General features: G+C 60.7%; 16 protein-coding genes. 12 read left to right on the top strand and 4 right to left on the bottom strand.

Annotation, left to right across the window (positions count from 1 at the left end; all coding sequences use genetic code 11):
• The first annotated feature begins 1 nt into the window (after position 1).
• From ndk to ACIOMR_RS21385, 11 genes are all read left to right on the top strand, one after another.
• Positions 2–427 (top strand): nucleoside-diphosphate kinase, encoded by a 426-nt coding sequence (gene ndk, locus ACIOMR_RS21435; RefSeq protein WP_401196250.1) that lies wholly within the window; start codon positions 2–4, stop codon positions 425–427.
• Between the two features lie 30 nt (positions 428–457).
• Positions 458–1,606, top strand: a complete 1,149-nt coding sequence (gene rlmN / locus ACIOMR_RS21430; protein WP_003209670.1) for a 23S rRNA (adenine(2503)-C(2))-methyltransferase RlmN — start codon at positions 458–460, stop codon at positions 1,604–1,606.
• Positions 1,607–1,618: 12 nt separating this feature from the next.
• The gene (gene pilW, locus ACIOMR_RS21425; protein ID WP_401196248.1) at positions 1,619–2,377 is read left to right on the top strand and encodes a type IV pilus biogenesis/stability protein PilW; all 759 of its coding nucleotides are present in this window, start codon (positions 1,619–1,621) and stop codon (positions 2,375–2,377) included.
• A complete protein-coding gene (locus tag ACIOMR_RS21420) occupies positions 2,377–3,369 on the top strand; it encodes a RodZ family helix-turn-helix domain-containing protein (protein WP_003209667.1) in 993 nt (330 codons plus the stop codon). The genes pilW and ACIOMR_RS21420 overlap by 1 nt, the downstream gene beginning before the upstream one ends.
• 4 nt (positions 3,370–3,373) lie before the next feature.
• Complete coding sequence (ispG, locus tag ACIOMR_RS21415; protein ID WP_003209666.1) at positions 3,374–4,483, top strand: flavodoxin-dependent (E)-4-hydroxy-3-methylbut-2-enyl-diphosphate synthase; 1,110 nt, start codon at positions 3,374–3,376, stop codon at positions 4,481–4,483.
• Between the two features lie 23 nt (positions 4,484–4,506).
• Entirely contained in the window at positions 4,507–5,796 is a 1,290-nt protein-coding gene (gene hisS / locus ACIOMR_RS21410) for a histidine--tRNA ligase (RefSeq protein WP_003209664.1), read from the top strand.
• A gap of 40 nt (positions 5,797–5,836) precedes the next feature.
• Positions 5,837–6,478, top strand: coding sequence for a YfgM family protein (locus ACIOMR_RS21405; RefSeq protein WP_401196244.1), 642 nt, complete (start codon positions 5,837–5,839; stop codon positions 6,476–6,478).
• On the top strand, positions 6,471–7,622 hold the full coding sequence (gene bamB / locus ACIOMR_RS21400; protein WP_401196241.1) for an outer membrane protein assembly factor BamB: 1,152 nt from the start codon (positions 6,471–6,473) through the stop codon (positions 7,620–7,622). Before ACIOMR_RS21405 ends, bamB begins: the two co-directional genes overlap by 8 nt.
• A 139-nt stretch (positions 7,623–7,761) precedes the next feature.
• A complete protein-coding gene (gene der / locus ACIOMR_RS21395) occupies positions 7,762–9,231 on the top strand; it encodes a ribosome biogenesis GTPase Der (RefSeq protein ID WP_003209661.1) in 1,470 nt (489 codons plus the stop codon).
• A 109-nt stretch (positions 9,232–9,340) separates the two neighbouring features.
• Positions 9,341–10,489 carry a pyridoxal phosphate-dependent aminotransferase gene (locus ACIOMR_RS21390; protein WP_401196238.1) on the top strand — a complete coding sequence of 383 codons (1,149 nt, stop codon included), beginning with the start codon at positions 9,341–9,343 and terminating at the stop codon, positions 10,487–10,489.
• Positions 10,477–11,268, top strand: a complete 792-nt coding sequence (locus tag ACIOMR_RS21385) for an amidohydrolase (RefSeq protein ID WP_003209658.1) — start codon at positions 10,477–10,479, stop codon at positions 11,266–11,268. The genes ACIOMR_RS21390 and ACIOMR_RS21385 overlap by 13 nt, the downstream gene beginning before the upstream one ends.
• Before the next feature lie 161 nt (positions 11,269–11,429).
• Here the strand turns inward: ACIOMR_RS21385 and leuA are convergent, their stop codons facing one another.
• From leuA to ACIOMR_RS21365, 4 genes are all read right to left on the bottom strand, one after another.
• Positions 11,430–13,109 (bottom strand): 2-isopropylmalate synthase, encoded by a 1,680-nt coding sequence (leuA, locus tag ACIOMR_RS21380; RefSeq protein WP_003209657.1) that lies wholly within the window; start codon positions 13,107–13,109, stop codon positions 11,430–11,432.
• 320 nt (positions 13,110–13,429) lie between these two features.
• A complete protein-coding gene (locus ACIOMR_RS21375; protein ID WP_008438272.1) occupies positions 13,430–14,251 on the bottom strand; it encodes a peptidoglycan DD-metalloendopeptidase family protein in 822 nt (273 codons plus the stop codon).
• 3 nt (positions 14,252–14,254) lie between these two features.
• A complete protein-coding gene (xseA, locus tag ACIOMR_RS21370; protein ID WP_003209653.1) occupies positions 14,255–15,634 on the bottom strand; it encodes an exodeoxyribonuclease VII large subunit in 1,380 nt (459 codons plus the stop codon).
• Between the two features lie 10 nt (positions 15,635–15,644).
• A complete protein-coding gene (locus ACIOMR_RS21365; protein ID WP_177020411.1) occupies positions 15,645–16,535 on the bottom strand; it encodes a LysR family transcriptional regulator in 891 nt (296 codons plus the stop codon).
• 99 nt (positions 16,536–16,634) lie between these two features.
• On the opposite strand from ACIOMR_RS21365, the gene ACIOMR_RS21360 reads away from it, so the two are divergent.
• On the top strand, positions 16,635–17,402 hold the full coding sequence (locus tag ACIOMR_RS21360; RefSeq protein ID WP_003209649.1) for a sulfite exporter TauE/SafE family protein: 768 nt from the start codon (positions 16,635–16,637) through the stop codon (positions 17,400–17,402).
• Positions 17,403–17,420: the final 18 nt, after the last annotated feature.

The raw sequence follows: 17,420 nt of genomic DNA, 5'->3' as shown, positions 1-17,420 counted from the left end.
CATGGCTGTTCAACGTACTTTCTCCATCATCAAGCCTGACGCTGTTGCAAAAAACGTCATCGGCGAGATCACCACTCGTTTCGAAAAAGCCGGCCTGAAGGTTGTAGCTTCGAAACTCAAGCAACTGTCCAAGGCTGAAGCTGTTGGCTTATTCGCTGAGCACTGCGGTCGTTGTTTGTTCGGCGAACTGGTTGCCTTCCTGATCTCCGGCCCTGTTGTTGTTCAGGTTCTGGAAGGCGAAAACGCTATCGCTCTGAACCGTGAGCTGATGGGCGCTACCAACCCTAAAGAAGCTGCTGCCGGCACCATCCGTGCTGACTTCGCTGAATCGATCGACGCCAACGCCGTTCACGGTTCGGACTCCGAAGCCGCTGCTGCCCGCGAAATCTCGTACTTTTTCGCTGCTACTGAAGTAACCGCTCGCTAAGCATTGGCTTAAAAGAGCGAAGGTGAATCCATGACTACATTGACTGCAAAAACCAACCTGCTGGGTCTGACTCAACAGGAAATGGAAAAATTCTTCGACTCAATCGGGGAGAAGCGTTTTCGTGCCGCTCAGGTAATGAAGTGGATTCACCATCTTGGCGTCGATGATTTCGACGCCATGACGAACGTCAGCAAGGCCCTGCGCGACAAGCTCAAGGCCATTGCCGAAGTTCGCGGCCCCGAAGTGGTCAGCGAGGACATTTCCACCGACGGCACCCGTAAGTGGGTGGTGCGCGTGGCGTCCGGCAGCTGCGTCGAGACCGTGTATATTCCCCAGGGCAAACGCGGCACTCTGTGCGTTTCGTCCCAGGCAGGCTGTGCCCTGGACTGCAGTTTCTGCTCCACCGGCAAGCAAGGTTTCAACAGCAACCTCACCGCCGCCGAAGTCATCGGCCAGGTGTGGATTGCCAATAAATCGTTCGGCAGCATCCCGGCGACCGCCGACCGTGCCATCACCAACGTGGTGATGATGGGCATGGGCGAGCCGCTGCTGAACTTCGACAACGTTGTCGCGGCCATGCACCTGATGATGGACGACCTGGGCTACGGTATCTCCAAGCGCCGCGTGACCCTGTCGACCTCCGGCGTGGTACCGATGATCGATGAGCTGGCCAAGCACATCGACGTCTCCCTGGCGTTGTCGCTGCACGCACCGAATGACGCATTGCGTAACCAATTGGTGCCGATCAACAAGAAGTATCCGCTTAAGATGCTGCTCGAATCTTGCCAGCGCTACATGGCGACCTTGGGCGAAAAGCGTGTGTTGACCATTGAGTACACCATGCTCAAGGACATCAACGACAAGGTCGAGCACGCGGTCGAGATGATCGAGTTGCTCAAGAACGTACCGTGCAAGATCAACCTGATTCCGTTTAACCCGTTTCCCCATTCTGGCTATGAGCGGCCGAGCAACAACGCCATCCGCCGTTTCCAGGATCAACTGCACCATGCAGGCTTCAATGTCACCGTGCGCACCACCCGCGGCGAAGACATCGATGCGGCATGTGGCCAATTGGTAGGACAGGTGCTGGATCGCACCCGTCGCAGCGAACGTTATATCGCCGTGCGTGAATTGAGTGCCGCCGACGATATGCCGCAAAGCGCCGCGACTCGAACCTGAGAGAGGATCTCTATGCCCTTGCGCCTTGCGCTGCTTTTGCTTGTTGCCAGCCTCGCGGCTGGCTGTGTTTCATCGGGCCATGACAGCCCGTTGCAAACCGGCAAGGGCCGTGACGAAGCGCGAGCTGCCTATGTGCAGCTGGGCTTGGGGTACTTGCAGCAAGGGATGACCGAACAGGCCAAGGTGCCGCTGAAAAAAGCCCTCGAGCTGGATGGCAGCGACGCCGACGCCAATGCTGCGTTGGCCTTGGTGTTCCAGGCCCAGGCCGAGCCCGAATTGGCCGATCAATATTTCCAAAAGGCCCTGGCCACACGCCCTGGCGACCCAAGACTGCTGAATAACTACGGCAGTTTTTTGTTTGCGCAGAAACGTTATGCCCAGGCATCCGAATATTTCCAGCAGGCTGCGGCCGATACCCTCTATCCTGAGCGTTCGCGGGTTTTCGAGAACCTGGGGGTGACCTCAATGCTTCTCGGCCAGCGCGACACCGCACGCCAGCAACTGGAAAAAGCCCTGCACCTGAACCAGCGCCAGCCACGGGCCTTGCTCGAAATGGCTGAGTTGTCCTTCGAAGACAGGCATTATGTGCCGGCACGTGACTATTACGAGCGTTTTAGCCTGCTGAGCGGGCAAAATGCACGTAGTCTATTGCTCGGTGTGCGCCTGGCGACGGTTCATGAAGAACGCGACAAGGCCGCACTTTTTGGCCAGAAACTCGAACGACTCTATCCCGGTACGCCGGAATATCAGCAATACCTGTCGGAGCAATGATGAAAGCGGCGCACCCGGAAGTTGTAGCAGCTAATCGTGGAAACCCAGGCGAGACCTTGCGTCAGGCCCGCGAAAGCAATGGTTGGTCGCTGGCAGAAGTGGCCCTCAAGCTCAATTTGACCACGACTTCATTGGGCAACCTTGAAGCTGGCGCATTCGACAAGCTGCCAGGGCATACCTTTGCCCGCGGCTATATCCGCGCCTACGCGAAGTTGCTGGGTATCGACCAGGCTGCATTGGTCCAGGAATTCGACCAAATCACCGGTACCGATTCCCAGGGCAGCAATGTCCATGGTCTTGGCCGCATTGAAGAGCCTGTGCGGGTTTCCCACACCATTTTGCGCATTGTCAGCCTGTTGCTGCTCATCGCCGTGATCGGCGGTGGTTTTGTATGGTGGCAGGATCAGACCGCCCAGCGTGGCAAGGACTTGTCCAGCAACGCCATGGAGCACGTCGAAGTCGAAAGCGCCGACGGCACCACCCAGATTCATCCGTTGGATGAGCCGGAAGACCAGGCCGTGGCCCAGGGTCAGGCGGCGCCTGAGGCAGAGCCAAGCGCCGAGCAGCCTGCGCCCGAAGCAGGTACTGCCGCCGCAGTGGCACCCGTCGCACCCGCTCCAGCGGTTGCAGTGACGCCTGCTGCTCCAGCTCATACGCCAGCAACGCCAGCAGTACCGGCGCAGGCTCCGGCAACAACGGCTCCCGTCGCCCCGGCGATTTCCGCGCCAACCACCCCGGTACTGATCGCCGGTGATGGCCGAGTACAAATTACCTACGTCGCTGACTGCTGGACGCAAGTCTCCGATGGCAACGGCAAGGTGCTGTTCAGTGGTCTGAAGCGTAAGGGAGATACACTTGACCAGGGCGGCAAGCCTCCTTTGACGCTGCGTCTGGGCTTTGCCCGTGGCGCGCAAGTGGCCTACAACGGCCAGCCTGTGGACGTGGCGCCGTTCACCAGTGGCGAGACTGCTCGCCTCAAGTTGGGACAATAAAGTCATGCACGGCGAATCTCCAATCAAACGTCGCGTATCGCGCAAGATCTGGGTCGGCTCGGTGCCGGTGGGCGGCGATGCCCCCATCGCAGTACAGAGCATGACCAACAGCGACACCAATGATGTGGCGGCCACTGTCGCCCAGATCAACCGCCTGGAAGCGGCGGGCGTCGACATCGTGCGGGTTTCCGTACCGGACATGGACGCTGCCGAAGCCTTTGGCCGCATCAAGCAACTGGTCAAGGTGCCGCTGGTCGCCGATATCCACTTCGACTACAAGATCGCGTTGCGCGTGGCCGAGTTGGGCGTCGATTGCCTGCGGATCAACCCGGGCAACATCGGCCGTGAAGACCGGGTTCGCGCCGTGGTGGATGCCGCACGTGATCGCGGGATTCCAATCCGCATCGGCGTCAACGCCGGCTCCCTGGAAAAAGACCTGCAAAAGAAGTACGGCGAGCCGACGCCGGCCGCACTGGTCGAGTCCGCGCTGCGCCACGTAGAACACCTTGAACGCCTGAATTTCCAGGACTTCAAGGTCAGCGTAAAGGCTTCCGACGTGTTCATGGCGGTAGAAGCGTACCGCCTGCTGGCCAAGGAAATCGTCCAGCCGCTGCACCTGGGTATCACTGAAGCCGGCGGTTTACGCTCAGGCACAGTGAAATCTGCGGTGGGTCTCGGTATGCTGCTGGCCGACGGGATTGGCGATACTATTCGCATCTCCCTCGCGGCAGACCCGGTAGAGGAAGTGAAAGTCGGTTACGACATTCTCAAATCCCTGCATTTGCGTTCCCGTGGCATCAACTTCATTGCCTGCCCGAGCTGCTCGCGGCAGAACTTCGACGTGGTGAAAACCATGAACGAACTGGAAGTACGCCTCGAAGACCTGCTGGTGCCGCTGGATGTCGCGGTGATCGGCTGTGTGGTCAACGGGCCGGGTGAGGCCAAAGAGGCCCATGTGGGCCTGACCGGTGGTACGCCAAACCTGATTTACATCGACGGCAAGCCGTCGCAGAAATTGACGAATGACAATCTGGTGGATGAGCTGGAACGGCTGATCCGCCAGAAAGCGGCCGAAAAGGTCGAAGCTGACGCAGCGGTTATCGCGCGCGGCTGATCGAACGAATTTAAGGATTTGATGTGAGCAAGTCTCTGCAAGCCATTCGTGGCATGAACGACATCCTGCCTGAGCAGACGCCCCTGTGGCGCTACTTCGAGGGCACTGTCGCGCGCCTGCTGGATAACTACGGTTACAAGCAGATCCGCATGCCGATCGTCGAGTTCACCGAGCTGTTCAAGCGCTCCATCGGTGAAGTGACCGACATCGTCGAAAAAGAGATGTACACCTTCGAAGACCGCAACGGTGACTCCCTGACCCTACGTCCGGAAGGTACTGCCGCGTGTGTGCGTGCGGTGCTCGAACATGGCCTCACCGGCGGTGGCCAGCCGCAGAAGCTCTGGTACATCGGCCCGATGTTCCGCCACGAGCGTCCGCAGAAAGGCCGTTATCGCCAGTTTCACCAGATCGGCCTGGAAGTCTTCAACCTAGACGGTCCGGACATCGACGCCGAGCTGATCGTGCTGACCTGGCGCCTGTGGGGCATGCTGGGCATCCGTGATGCGGTCAAGCTTGAACTCAACAGCCTGGGCACCAGCGAATCCCGGGGCCGCTACCGCGAAGCCCTGGTGGAATTCCTGTCGGCCCACCTGGACAAGCTGGACGAAGACAGCCAGCGCCGCCTGAAAACCAACCCGCTGCGGGTACTGGACACCAAGAACGCCGAGACCCAGGCCGTACTGGTGGACGCGCCGAAAATGGCCGACTACCTGGACGACGAGTCCCGTATCCACTTCGAGGGCCTCAAGGCTCGCCTGGATGCAGCCGGTATTCCTTACGTCATCAACCCGAAACTGGTGCGTGGCCTCGATTACTACAGCAAGACCGTGTTCGAGTGGGTCACCGACAAGCTCGGCGCCCAGGGCACGGTGTGTGCCGGTGGTCGTTACGACGGCCTGGTCGAGCAGATGGGCGGCAAGCCGACCACCGGCGTAGGTTTTGCCATGGGCATCGAGCGGCTGATCCTGCTGCTGGAAACCCTGGAGCAGGTTCCCGAAGAAATCTCCCGTCAGGTGGACGTGTACTTCTGTGCCTTTGGCGAGGCGGCCGAACTGGCTGCCCTGGCCCTGAGCGAGAAACTGCGCGACCAACTGCCGAACCTGCGCTTGCAAGTCAATGCCGGCGCCGGCAGCTTCAAAAGCCAGTTCAAGAAAGCCGACAAGAGCGGTGCGTTGTATGCACTGATCCTGGGTGATGATGAGTTGGCCCAGCAAGTGGTAAGTTTCAAACCCCTGCGTGGTCAGGGTGAACAACAAAGCATTGCCTTTGATGCGCTTGCAGCGCACCTGGCCACCTGCATCGTGCAGGGTTGAAGCTGTCAAACAGCCGATTTAGCGATTAAGGAGTATTGGGGTGTCGAGTACTGATGATGACCAGCTGGCCGAGTTCAAAGACTGGTGGCAGCGCAACGGCAAGCCCCTGGTCACTGGCGGCTTGCTGGCTTTAGTAGTGGTGTTCGGCTGGCAAGCCTGGCACAAGTATCAGGCTAACCAGTCGCAAGGCGCCTCGATTATCTATCAGCAACTGCTGGAAACCACGCTGACGCCAAACGGCAAGCCTGACCTCGCCCAGGTTGCAGACCTGGCCGGCAAGCTGAAGAGCGAATTCGGCGGTAGCACCTACGCGCAATACGGCAGCCTGTTCGTCGCAAAAGTTGCGGTCGACAACGGCAAGCTGGATGACGCCGCCTCCGAGCTGAAAGCCATCACCGACAAGCCGGCCAACCCGACACTGGGTGAAATCGCACGTCAGCGTCTGGCTCAGGTACTGGCGGCACAGAACAAGGCCGACGAAGCACTGAAACTGCTCGACGGCGATGCTGACAAGGCATTCCTGGCCACTCGTGAAGAGCTCAAGGGCGACCTCCTGGTCCAATTGGGTCGTACCGACGAAGCCAATGCTGCGTACCAAAAAGCCAAGGCGGCGCTGTCTGATGAAGCGGCGGTCGGTGGCTTACAAATCAAGCTCGACGACTTGGCCAAACCGGATGCGTGACGAGATCCGTTGGAAACATGCAGCATTGCTGGCTCTGGCCGTTTTGGCCGCGGGTTGCAGCAGCAACAGCAAAAAAGAACTGCCTCCGGCCGAGCTGACCAGCTTCAAGGAAGAAGTGGTCCTGCAAAAGCAGTGGAGCCGCTCCATTGGTGACGGTCAGGGCGATCTGTACAACCTGATGGTCCCGGCGATCGACGGTGACACTATCTACGCCGCTGATTCCACCGGTGTTGTGGTCTCCATGGATCGCATGAACGGCGACGTCAAGTGGAAGAAAGACCTCGAACTGCCTGTGTCCGGCGCCGTTGGCGTGGGTTCTGGCCTGGTGATGCTCGGCACGCTGAAAGGCGACGTCGTGGCACTGGATTCGAGCACCGGTGAAGAGAAATGGCGCGCTCGCGTGACTAGTGAAGTGCTCTCGCCACCGGCTACCAACGGTGACGTGGTTGTCGTGCAGACCCAGGATGACCGTGTGATCGGCCTCGACGCCGCCACCGGTAACCAGCGCTGGTTGTATGACAGCACGCCGGCGGTCCTGACCTTGCGCGGTACCAGCGGTCCGGTTGTGACCAGCAACCTGGCACTGGCAGGCCTGTCGACCGGTAAAGTGGTCGCCCTGGACACCCAGAACGGCGTGCCGGCCTGGGAAACCCGGGTCGCGATTCCTCAAGGTCGTTCGGAACTGGACCGCGTAGTGGACATCGACGGTGGCTTGCTGCTGTCGGGTGATACCCTTTACGTCGCTACTTATCAGGGCCGTGTTGCGGCGCTGGACGTGCAGAGCGGCCGGATCAACTGGCAGCGTGATGCTTCCAGCTACGCCGGTGTCGCCCAAGGGTTTGGCAGCGTCTACGTAAGCCTGGCGTCCGGCACCGTTGAAAGTGTCGACGAGCGTTCCACCACTGCATTGTGGAGCAACGACTCCCTGGCCCGCCGTCAGTTGTCGGCACCGGAAGTGTTCTCCAGCTACGTGGCGGTAGGCGACTTTGAAGGTTACCTGCACCTGCTGAGCCAGGTGGACGGTCGCTTCGTGGGTCGCGAACGTATCGACAGCGACGGCCTGCGTGCCCGTCCGCTGGTGGTAGGTAACATGCTTTACGTGTATGGCAACAGCGGCAAACTGGAAGCGCTGACCATCAAGTAATGGTTTGACTATGCTTGGGGTAATTCCCAGGCGGCCCTGCTTCGGCAGGGCATGCGGCGCTTTCGAGCGCTGCCCCGAGCACCAGCCGCTGCCTTGCAGCGGCTTTTGTATTTTCTGAAATAACGAAGTGGAGAGCCGCATGGTTCCCGTAATCGCCCTGGTGGGCCGACCGAACGTCGGCAAGTCCACCTTGTTCAACCGCCTGACCAGGACTCGCGACGCCATCGTCGGCGACTTGTCCGGTCTGACCCGTGATCGCCAATACGGTGAGGCAAAGTGGCAAGGGCGCTCCTACATTATTGTCGACACCGGTGGTATCTCCGGTGACGAGCATGGCATGGACGAAAAGATGGCCGAGCAGTCGCTGCTGGCCATTGAAGAAGCTGATGTCGTGTTGTTCCTGGTGGACGCCCGCGCGGGCTACACCGCTGCAGACCAGATGATTGGCGAGCACCTGCGCAAGCGCAACAAGCGTTCCTACGTGGTGGCCAACAAGATCGACAATATCGATCCTGAAATGGCCCGCGCCGAGTTCAGCCCGATGGGCCTGGGCGATGCGATCCCGATCGCCGGTGCCCACGGTCGCGGCATCACCCAGATGCTGGAAATCGCCCTGCGCGACTTCCCGCGTGATGACGTGGATGAAGTCGAAGGCGAAGAAGAAATCGTTGCCGAAGGCGAGGAAGCCAAGCGCATTCCTGGCCCAAGCGAAAAAGACGGTATCAAGATCGCGATCATCGGCCGTCCGAACGTCGGCAAGTCGACCCTGGTCAACCGCATGCTCGGTGAAGACCGGGTAATCGTCTATGACGAGCCGGGCACCACTCGCGACAGCATCTACATCCCGTTCGAGCGTAACGACGAGAAGTACACGCTGATCGACACTGCCGGTGTGCGCAAGCGCGGCAAGATCCACGAGGAAGTTGAAAAGTTCTCCGTGGTGAAAACCCTGCAGGCGATCAAAGACGCCAACGTAGTGATCTTCGTCATGGACGCCCGCGAAGGCGTGGTAGACCACGACCTGAACTTGCTGGGCTTTGCCCTGGAAGCCGGTCGCGCCCTGGTGATTGCGATCAACAAGTGGGACGGCATGACGCCGAGCGAGCGCGACTACGTCAAGGTCGAGCTGCAGCGTCGCCTGTTCTTCGTCGAGTTTGCCGATATCCACTTTATATCGGCACTGCACGGTACCGGCGTGGGTAACCTCTACGCCTCGGTGCAGAACTCGTTCAAGTCCGCGGTTACCCGCTGGCCGACCAACCGCCTGACCCAGATTCTTGAAGATGCGGTCAGCGAGCACGCGCCGCCGATGGTCAACAACCGTCGGATCAAGCTGCGCTACGCTCACTTGGGTGGTGCCAACCCGCCGATTATCGTGATTCACGGTAACCAGCTGGAGAAGGTGCCGAAGTCCTACGTGCGTTACCTGGAAAATACCTACCGCCGCGTCTTGAAACTGGTCGGTACGCCGATCCGTATCGAGTTCAAGGGTGGCGAGAACCCGTACGAAGGTAACAAGAACAGCCTCACCGACCGCCAGGTAAACAAAAAGCGCCGGATGATGACGCACCACAAGAAGGCCGACAAAAAGCGCCGCGACAAGCGCTGATCCTGATCGGTTGAAAAAGGGCTCTTTCGGAGCCCTTTTTTTGTGCCTGGCGGTTGACCCTTCGCGGCATGCAGCTTAAAACTTGGGGCTCACCGCAAGGGGCGCACCGATGATCACCAGCAAGCTGCCGAATGTCGGCACCACCATCTTCACCACCATGTCGCAACTCGCTGCCGAAACCGGTGCGCTCAACCTGTCCCAGGGCTTTCCCGACTTTAACGGGCCCCAGGAGTTGCTCGATGGAGTGGGCAGACACATTGCCCTGGGCCATAACCAATACGCCCCGATGACCGGCCTGCCGGTACTGCGCCAGCAAGTGGCGGCCAAGATCGCCCGCAGCTATGGCGCAACGGTGAATGCCGACAGCGAAGTGACCATCACCCCAGGCGCCACTGAAGCGATCTTCTGTGCGATCCAGGCGGTGATCCGCAGCGGTGATGAAGTCATCGTGTTCGATCCGGCCTACGACAGCTACGAGCCTTCTGTGGAACTGGCAGGCGGTCGCTGCGTACACGTGCAACTGGGCCTGGATGATTTCGCCCTGGACTTCGAGCAACTGCGCGCTGCGCTGTCGCCGCGCACCCGCATGATCATCCTCAACAGCCCGCATAACCCCACCGGTGCCCTGATCAGCCGTGCCGAGCTGGACCAGTTGGCCGAGTTGATCCGCGACCGCGACATCTACCTGGTCAGCGACGAGGTCTACGAGCACCTGGTGTTCGACGGTGTGCCCCACGTCAGCGTGTTGGCCCACGAAGAGCTGTATCAGCGTGCGTTTGTGGTCAGTTCGTTCGGCAAGACCTACCACGTCACCGGCTGGAAAACCGGCTACGTGGTCGCGCCGCCAGCCCTCAGCGCCGAGCTGCGCAAGGTGCATCAATATGTCAACTTTTGCGGCGTGACCCCGTTGCAGTACGCTTTGGCAGACTTCATGGCCGAACACCCGGAACACGTCGAGGAGCTGCCGGCTTTTTATCAAGCCAAGCGCGACCTGTTCTGCGACCTGCTGGAACCGTCGCGTTTCAGCTTTACCCGGGTGGCCGGTACCTACTTTCAATTGGTGGATTACTCACAGATTCGCCCGGACCTGGATGACGTCGCCATGTCGCTGTGGATGACCCGCGAACACGGCGTTGCGACCATTCCGGTCTCGGAGTTCTACCAGAACCCACCGCAAGGCCAGCGCCTGGTGCGACTGTGCTTTGCCAAACGCGAGGAGACGCTGCGTCAAGCAGCCGAGAAACTATGCGTGATCTGAGTGCACTGCCCAACCTGAACATCGCCCTGGTGCAAACCACCCTGGCCTGGCACGACCGCCAGGCCAACCTGGAGCATTTTGAACTGCTGCTGGAACAGGCCAAGGGTGCCGACCTGATCGTGCTACCGGAGATGTTCACCACCGGTTTCTCGATGGAATCGGAAACCCTCGCCGAGCCTGAAAACGGCCCCACCCATCAATGGCTGCAGGCCCAGGCGAAGAAGTACAACGCGGTGATCACCGGCAGCGTGATCATCCAGGCCGCCGATGGCAGTCACCGCAACCGCCTGCTGTGGGCGCGACCGGATGGTGAGGTGTTGCACTACGACAAGCGTCACCTGTTCCGTATGGCCGGTGAACACGACCACTACACCCCCGGCGAGCGCCAGGTGCAGTTCGAACTCAAGGGGTGGCGGATTCGTCCGTTGATCTGCTACGACCTGCGATTCCCGGTGTGGAGTCGTGACGCCCAGGACACTGACTTGCTGCTGTACACCGCCAACTGGCCGGGCGCACGTCGCCAGCACTGGAACCGTCTGCTGCCGGCACGGGCCATTGAAAACCTGTGCTACGTGGCGGCGGTGAATCGGGTGGGCACGGACGGCAAGGGCTTTGCCTACACCGGCGACAGCCAGGTCGTGGACTTCCAGGGCGAAAGCCTGCTGAGCGCAGGGGAGGCGGACGGGGTGTTCCAGGTGTGCCTGGACGCAGCGGAATTGGCGGAGTACCGCACGCGCTTCCCGGCGAACCTGGATGCGGACAGCTTCGAGTTCGTATAAATCGTTCCCACGCTCTGCGTGGGCACGCCTCTTGTGACGCTCCGCGTCACGCTTCGGGACGCGGAGCGTCCGAGCTGCATTCCCACGCGGAGCGTGGGAACGATCATAAAAAAGGCCCCTGGATTCTCGTCCCGGGGCCTTTCGCATTTCAGCGGTCGTGTTTATGCCGCTTTCGCTTCCAGCTGGCTCAACGAGCGGTTCAGCGCGCTGAACACCGCCTTGAAGCTCGCCGTGGTGATGTTTTCATCAATGCCCACGCCATGCACCGGACGCTCACCGTTCACTCGCAGCTCGATGTAGGCCGCCGCCTTGGCATTGGTGCCGGCGCCAATCGCGTGTTCGTTGTAATCCATGATCTCCACACCAATCGGCAGCCCGGCCACCAGCGCTTCCAGGGCGCCGTTGCCTTTGCCGTGCCAGCGCAGGTTGGTTTCGCCCTGGCCCTTGCCGGAGACTTCAACTTCCACCGAGCTGTTGCCGTTCTCTTCCTGCAAGCGATGGCTGACCAGCGCGTAAGGAATGTTGGCTTGCAGGTATTCACGCTGCAACAAGCTGTAGATCTGCGCGGCGGTCATCTCCAGGCCCACGCGGTCGGTTTCGGCCTGTACCACCTGGCTGAACTCGATCTGCATGCGGCGCGGCAAGCTGATGCCGTATTCCTGCTCCAGCAGGTAGGCGATGCCGCCTTTGCCCGACTGGCTGTTGACGCGGATCACCGCCTCGTAGCTGCGGCCGATGTCGGCCGGGTCGATCGGCAAGTACGGCACTTCCCACAAGGCGTCGTCTTTCTGCTGGGTGAAGCCCTTGCGGATCGCGTCCTGATGGGAGCCGGAGAAGGCGGTGTGAACCAGGTCGCCGACGTACGGGTGACGCGGGTGCACCGGGATCTGGTTGCACTCTTCGACTACCTTGCGGATGCCGTCGATGTCGGAGAAGTCCAGCTGAGGGTCGAGGCCCTGGGTGTACATGTTCAAGGCCACGGTGACCAGGTCGACGTTACCGGTACGCTCGCCGTTGCCGAACAGGCAGCCTTCGACACGGTCGGCGCCGGCCATCAGGCCCAACTCGGTGGCGGCTACGCCGGTGCCACGGTCGTTGTGGGTGTGCAGGCTGATGATCACGCTGTCGCGACGGTTGATATGACGACCGAACCACTCGATCTGGTCGGCATAGATGTTCGGGGTGGCGCACTCGACGGTGGCTGGCAGGTTGAGGATCACCTTGTGCTCAGGCGTCGGGTTCCAGACCTCGATCACCGCGTCACAGACTTCCTTGGCGAACTCAAGCTCAGTGGCGCTGAACGTCTCTGGCGAGTATTCGAAGGTCCACTGGGTTTCCGGCTGCTGGGCGGCGTATTTGACGAACAGCTTGGCCGCGTTGACCGCGATGGCCTTGATGCCGTCCTTGTCCTGGTTGAACACGATGCGGCGGAACGACGGCGAGGTGGCGTTGTACAAGTGAACGATGGCTTTCTTCGCCCCGCGCAGGGATTCGAAGGTGCGCGCGATCAAGTCTTCACGGCCCTGGGTCAGCACCTGGATGGTGGTGTCCTCGGGGATGTGATTGTCTTCGATCAGGGTGCGCACGAAGTCGAAATCGGTTTGCGATGCGGCCGGGAAGGAGGCTTCGATTTCCTTCACACCGACGGCGACCAGGGTCTTCCAGAAACGCAGCTTTTTCACCGCGTCCATCGGTTCGATCAGCGACTGGTTGCCGTCGCGCAGGTCGGAACTGCACCAGATCGGCGCGGTGGTGATGGTTTTCGAAGGCCAGGTGCGGTCCGGGATATCAATGGTCGGGAACGCGCGGTACTTCGAAGACGGGTCTTTGAGCATGCTCATCGGGAAATCCTTTGTCTAGGGGCCGAGAAAAGGCGGCCTGCCGTAAAACTGTTATTGGGGATAAAGCAGAAGACGAGGCAGATCGATTCAGCCTGGCAGTCGTGCGCTGACTAGGCACAGGCTGCGGTGCTGGCGGAGCTGAATGAGGGTGTGAGAGGTTTTCATAGGTCCAACCCTAACCGCCGGGGTGAAAGATGGCAAGCAGTCGGAAAAAATTGAGAGAAGTTCTGCTATTACTGAGGAAAACGAGATTTTATGGTTGAGAATTGTGCGCGAGGTTGTTTTGTTTGCGCACCCGTTGCCGGGTGCGCAATTGAGCGTCAGGGCTGAAACGCGCCGATAAAGATCGCCGGATCCACCCGTGCGTCGTTCAGGCTGATGTTCCAATGCATATGCGGCCCGGTCGCCCGGCCGGTGGAACCGACCTTGCCCACCACTGCACCACGAGCCAGTTGCTGGCCCACGCTCACATCAATCTTCGACATATGGCAGAACATGCTGATAAAGCCCTGGCCATGGTCGACAAACACGGTGTTGCCGTTGAAGAAGTAGTTGCCGGTCAGGATCACCTTGCCCGCTGCCGGGGTCTTGATCGGCGTGCCGGCGCCCACGGCAAAGTCCAGGCCGGAATGCGGATTCCGCTCCTCGCCATTGAAGAAACGTCGCACGCCGAACTTGCTCGACAGCGGCCCGTTCACCGGCTTGTCCAGCAGCAGGTTGCTCGGCGTGTTCGGGCTGAAACTGCGATAGGCCTTGAGCTGGACTGCCAGCTCGCCTTCGATGCGCTTGAGTTGCGCTGGGTCCGGGTTCACCTGGCTCTTGTTCTTCAGGGTGATGTGCTGCTCGGGGTATTTCTTGAAGCCCACGACAAACGGCAGGTTCTGGCTGCCGCTGGTGATGCGTTGGGTGCCGGGCTTGACCGTCAGCGGGATGCCCACAATCGCCAGCCAGTTGTTTTGCTCCTTCACCACCAGCACTGGGCGGTTCATGTAGGTGGCTTTGGGCGCCGTGGCCGAAGTGCCGAGGTCGACCACCGCCACGCCACCGGGCACCGGCTTGTTCAGCAGCCGGGTGATGTAGCTGTCGGCATGGGCGTTAAAGGTCAGGCACAGCAGCATCAACAAACTTAAAAAGCGTGGCATCAATCAATCCAGTAACGAGAGGGTGACGGGCGTCAGGTGGTTGTCTTCCACCCGTACCTGCAATTGGCCTTCACCGAGGCGCGCGGTCAGGCGCTGCCCGGTGTGGGTTTGCGCGGCGTTGCGAATCGCCTGGCCGCGTTCGTCGAGCAAGATGCTGTAGCCGCGTCCAAGCGTCGCCAGCGGGCTGACCACGTGCAGCGTCTGCACCTGGCTTTGCAGTTGCAGGCGACGGGCCTTGAGGCCTTCGCGCATGGCACGGGGCAGGCGTTCGGCAAGGCTGTCCAGGCGTTGGCGCAACAGCGCCAGTTGGCGGCCGGGGTGTTGGCCGGCGAGGCGGGTTTCCAGGCGGATCAAACGCTCGCGACGGGTGTTGAGGCTGCGCTCGAAGGCACGCCGCAGGCGCATGTCCAGGTCATCCAGGCGCTGGGCCTGTTGGCGCAGGCGCTCGCCCGGGTGACGCAGGCGACGAGCCATGCCTTCCAGGCGCAGGCGGTCGTGAGTCAGGCGGTTGCGCATCAGCATCACCAGGCGGCGGTGCAGGTTCTCTACCTGGCGAGTCAGGTGGCTGGAGTCCGGCGCCAACAACTCGGCAGCGGCGGAAGGCGTTGGGGCGCGTACGTCGGCGACAAAGTCGCTGATCGACACATCGGTCTCATGGCCAACGGCGCTGACGATGGGCGTCACGCAGGCGTCCACCGCACGCGCCACGGCTTCTTCGTTGAAGCACCAGAGGTCTTCCAGCGACCCGCCGCCACGGGCCAGGATCAGCGCGTCGAAGCCGCGTGCATCGGCCAGCTTCAGTGCGCGGACGATCTGCGCCACGGCTTCACGACCTTGTACGGCTGTCGGGATCAACGTCAGTTCCACGTTGGGTGCCCGGCGGCGGAACACGCTGATGATGTCGCGAATTACCGCGCCGGTGGGCGAGCTGATAATCCCGATGCGCCTTGGGTGGGCGGGCAGCGGCACCTTGCGCTCGGCACTGAACAGGCCTTCGGCGCTGAGTTTTTCCTTCAGCGCGTCGAAGGCCAGGCGCAGTGCGCCGTCACCGGCCGGCTCCACCGTGTCGAGAATCAGCTGATAGTCGCCACGGCCCTCAAACAGCGAGACCTTGCCCCGCACCTTCACCGCCAGGCCGTCTTTCAACGCCTGGCGCACCCGTGCGGCGTTCTGCCGGAACAGCGCACAACGCACCTGGGCGCCACTGTCCTTGAGGGTGAAATACACGTGGCCGGAGGCCGGGCGGGCGAGGTTGGAGATCTCGCCTTCGACCCAGATATTGGTGAACACGTCTTCCAGCAACACCCGCGCGCGGCCGTTGAGCTGGCTGACAGTCAGGACTTCGCGGTCCAGGCCCAGACGGGCAAAGGGATCTTTAATCATGGGCGGCAGTTTATAGGCATTCGTGCAGGGTTTGACAGAACTGCTCCACCAGCGCGCTCGGCGTTTGCTGGCAGGCGAGGGCGACGGTGCTTTGGCAATCGGGATCGGCCAGGGGTAAAAAATGGATGTTGGCCGGCGCAATGTCCCGCATCGACTCCGGCAGCAAGGCGATTCCGAATCCGGCCTGGATCAGCTGTAGCTGCGTGGTCTTGCGCGACATCACCCGCGCCGCCTTGGGGAAAAATCCTGCACGCATGCACAACTCGGCTGACAGGTAACTCAGCCCTCCGCGCTGGGGGTGAGGGATCGAGATAAACGCTTCGTTCTTCAGTTGCGCCAAATCGATACCGGATGTGTGCCCGGCCAACCGGTGGTTCGGCGGCACGGCCAGCAACAGCCTTTCGCTATATAAAGGCACGATGCGCACGCCTTCGCGCTGGCGCAACACCGGTAAGCGCAACAGCCCGACCTCCAGTCGGCCGTCGGCGATTTCTTCCAACTGGGCTTCGGAGGACAGTTTGGCGATGTCCATCGACACGCCCGGGCATCGTTCCAGCCAGGCACCGATGCCGCGCAGCAGGCGGCCACTCATCGGCACCGTGCTCGAATGGCTCATTCGTAGCGTGCCGAGCTGTCCATTGCCCACTTGCGTCGCCATCTCACTGGCCTTGAGCAGTTCGCCCAGCAGGTTGCGTGCCCGCGGATAAAAAGCCTCGCCCGCAGCCGTCAGCCGTGGCTGGCGCGCAGTGCGTTCAAACAGCGGCGTTTGCAGCAGGTTTTCCAGCTCCTTGATCTGCCGGCTCAGTGCCGATTGCGCCACAAACAGCCGCTCGGCCGCTGCGCTGAAGCTGCCGCTCTCGGCGATTTCGACGAAGTAACGCAATTGCCGGGTGGAAATCACAAGTCATGCCTTTTCGAGATGAGTGATGGGCTTTGAAGATATTAGTCGCAACGCTTGCCAATGGCTAAAGTGATGGCCATCTCTAATAAGGAATACGTCATGAGTCCGGTCGAGCTGTTGAGTCATTGGTCGTTTGGCGGTGTGGACTGGCTGGTGATCGGCGTGGCGATTGCCCTGGCGTATATCGTGTTCGGCATTGCAGGCTTTGGTACCGCATTGGTGGCGGGGCCGATCCTGATTCTGTTCATGCCGCTGTCGAAGATCATCCCCTTGCTGGTGCTGCTGGATTTTGTCGCGGCCTTCGGCAACCTTCTGCAATCGCGCCGGGATGTGGTGAAACCGGAGTTGTTCAGGCTACTGCCGTGCATGGCGATTGGCTGCACCCTTGGGGTGATCTTCCTGCTCAACCTGCACTCTGATTTATTGCTGCTGTTGATGGGGCTGTTTATCAGCGCCTATGCGATCTACAGCCTGGCGGTGAAGGCCAAGCCCACGCAGATGGCAGCCGGCTGGGCGATTCCCATGGGGGTTGTCGGCGGGCTGTTTGGCGCGTTGTTTGGCAGTGGCGGCTTTCTGTATGCGATCTACCTCAACAGCCGATTGCCCAAGGATGGCGCGCGGGCGACCCAGAGTGCGTTGATCAGTTGCAGCACGGTGGTGCGCCTGAGCCTGTTTCTGATCGCGGGCGTGTATGCCGAGCTACCCTTGTTGATGTTGGCGGTGTGCCTGTTGCCGGCCATGGCGCTCGGGCTGTGGGCGGGGCGGCGGTTGACCCTGCGCATGTCCCGCGAGGCGTTTGTGCGGTTGGTGACCTGGCTGGTGCTGGCCAGTGGCATTGCCTTGATTGCCCGTTACTTGAGTACTTGACCTGATTGTTTCAGGGAT

Origin of the sequence: Pseudomonas sp. NPDC087814 (genome assembly GCF_044742865.1) — a bacterium.
Taxonomy (GTDB): domain Bacteria; phylum Pseudomonadota; class Gammaproteobacteria; order Pseudomonadales; family Pseudomonadaceae; genus Aquipseudomonas.
This window is presented reverse-complemented; position numbering and strand designations above follow the sequence as displayed.

Bases quoted from the DNA above. Each gene is read 5' to 3' on its own strand.
- ndk (WP_401196250.1), top strand. From the start codon at position 2: ATGGCTGTTCAACGTACTTTCTCCATCATCAAGCCTGACGCTGTTGCA.
- rlmN (WP_003209670.1), top strand. From the start codon at position 458: ATGACTACATTGACTGCAAAAACCAACCTGCTGGGTCTGACTCAACAG.
- pilW (WP_401196248.1), top strand. From the start codon at position 1,619: ATGCCCTTGCGCCTTGCGCTGCTTTTGCTTGTTGCCAGCCTCGCGGCT.
- ACIOMR_RS21420 (WP_003209667.1), top strand. From the start codon at position 2,377: ATGAAAGCGGCGCACCCGGAAGTTGTAGCAGCTAATCGTGGAAACCCA.
- ispG (WP_003209666.1), top strand. From the start codon at position 3,374: ATGCACGGCGAATCTCCAATCAAACGTCGCGTATCGCGCAAGATCTGG.
- bamB (WP_401196241.1), top strand. From the start codon at position 6,471: ATGCGTGACGAGATCCGTTGGAAACATGCAGCATTGCTGGCTCTGGCC.
- der (WP_003209661.1), top strand. From the start codon at position 7,762: ATGGTTCCCGTAATCGCCCTGGTGGGCCGACCGAACGTCGGCAAGTCC.
- ACIOMR_RS21390 (WP_401196238.1), top strand. From the start codon at position 9,341: ATGATCACCAGCAAGCTGCCGAATGTCGGCACCACCATCTTCACCACC.
- ACIOMR_RS21385 (WP_003209658.1), top strand. From the start codon at position 10,477: ATGCGTGATCTGAGTGCACTGCCCAACCTGAACATCGCCCTGGTGCAA.
- leuA (WP_003209657.1), bottom strand. From the start codon at position 13,109: ATGAGCATGCTCAAAGACCCGTCTTCGAAGTACCGCGCGTTCCCGACC.
- ACIOMR_RS21375 (WP_008438272.1), bottom strand. From the start codon at position 14,251: ATGCCACGCTTTTTAAGTTTGTTGATGCTGCTGTGCCTGACCTTTAAC.
- xseA (WP_003209653.1), bottom strand. From the start codon at position 15,634: ATGATTAAAGATCCCTTTGCCCGTCTGGGCCTGGACCGCGAAGTCCTG.
- ACIOMR_RS21360 (WP_003209649.1), top strand. From the start codon at position 16,635: ATGAGTCCGGTCGAGCTGTTGAGTCATTGGTCGTTTGGCGGTGTGGAC.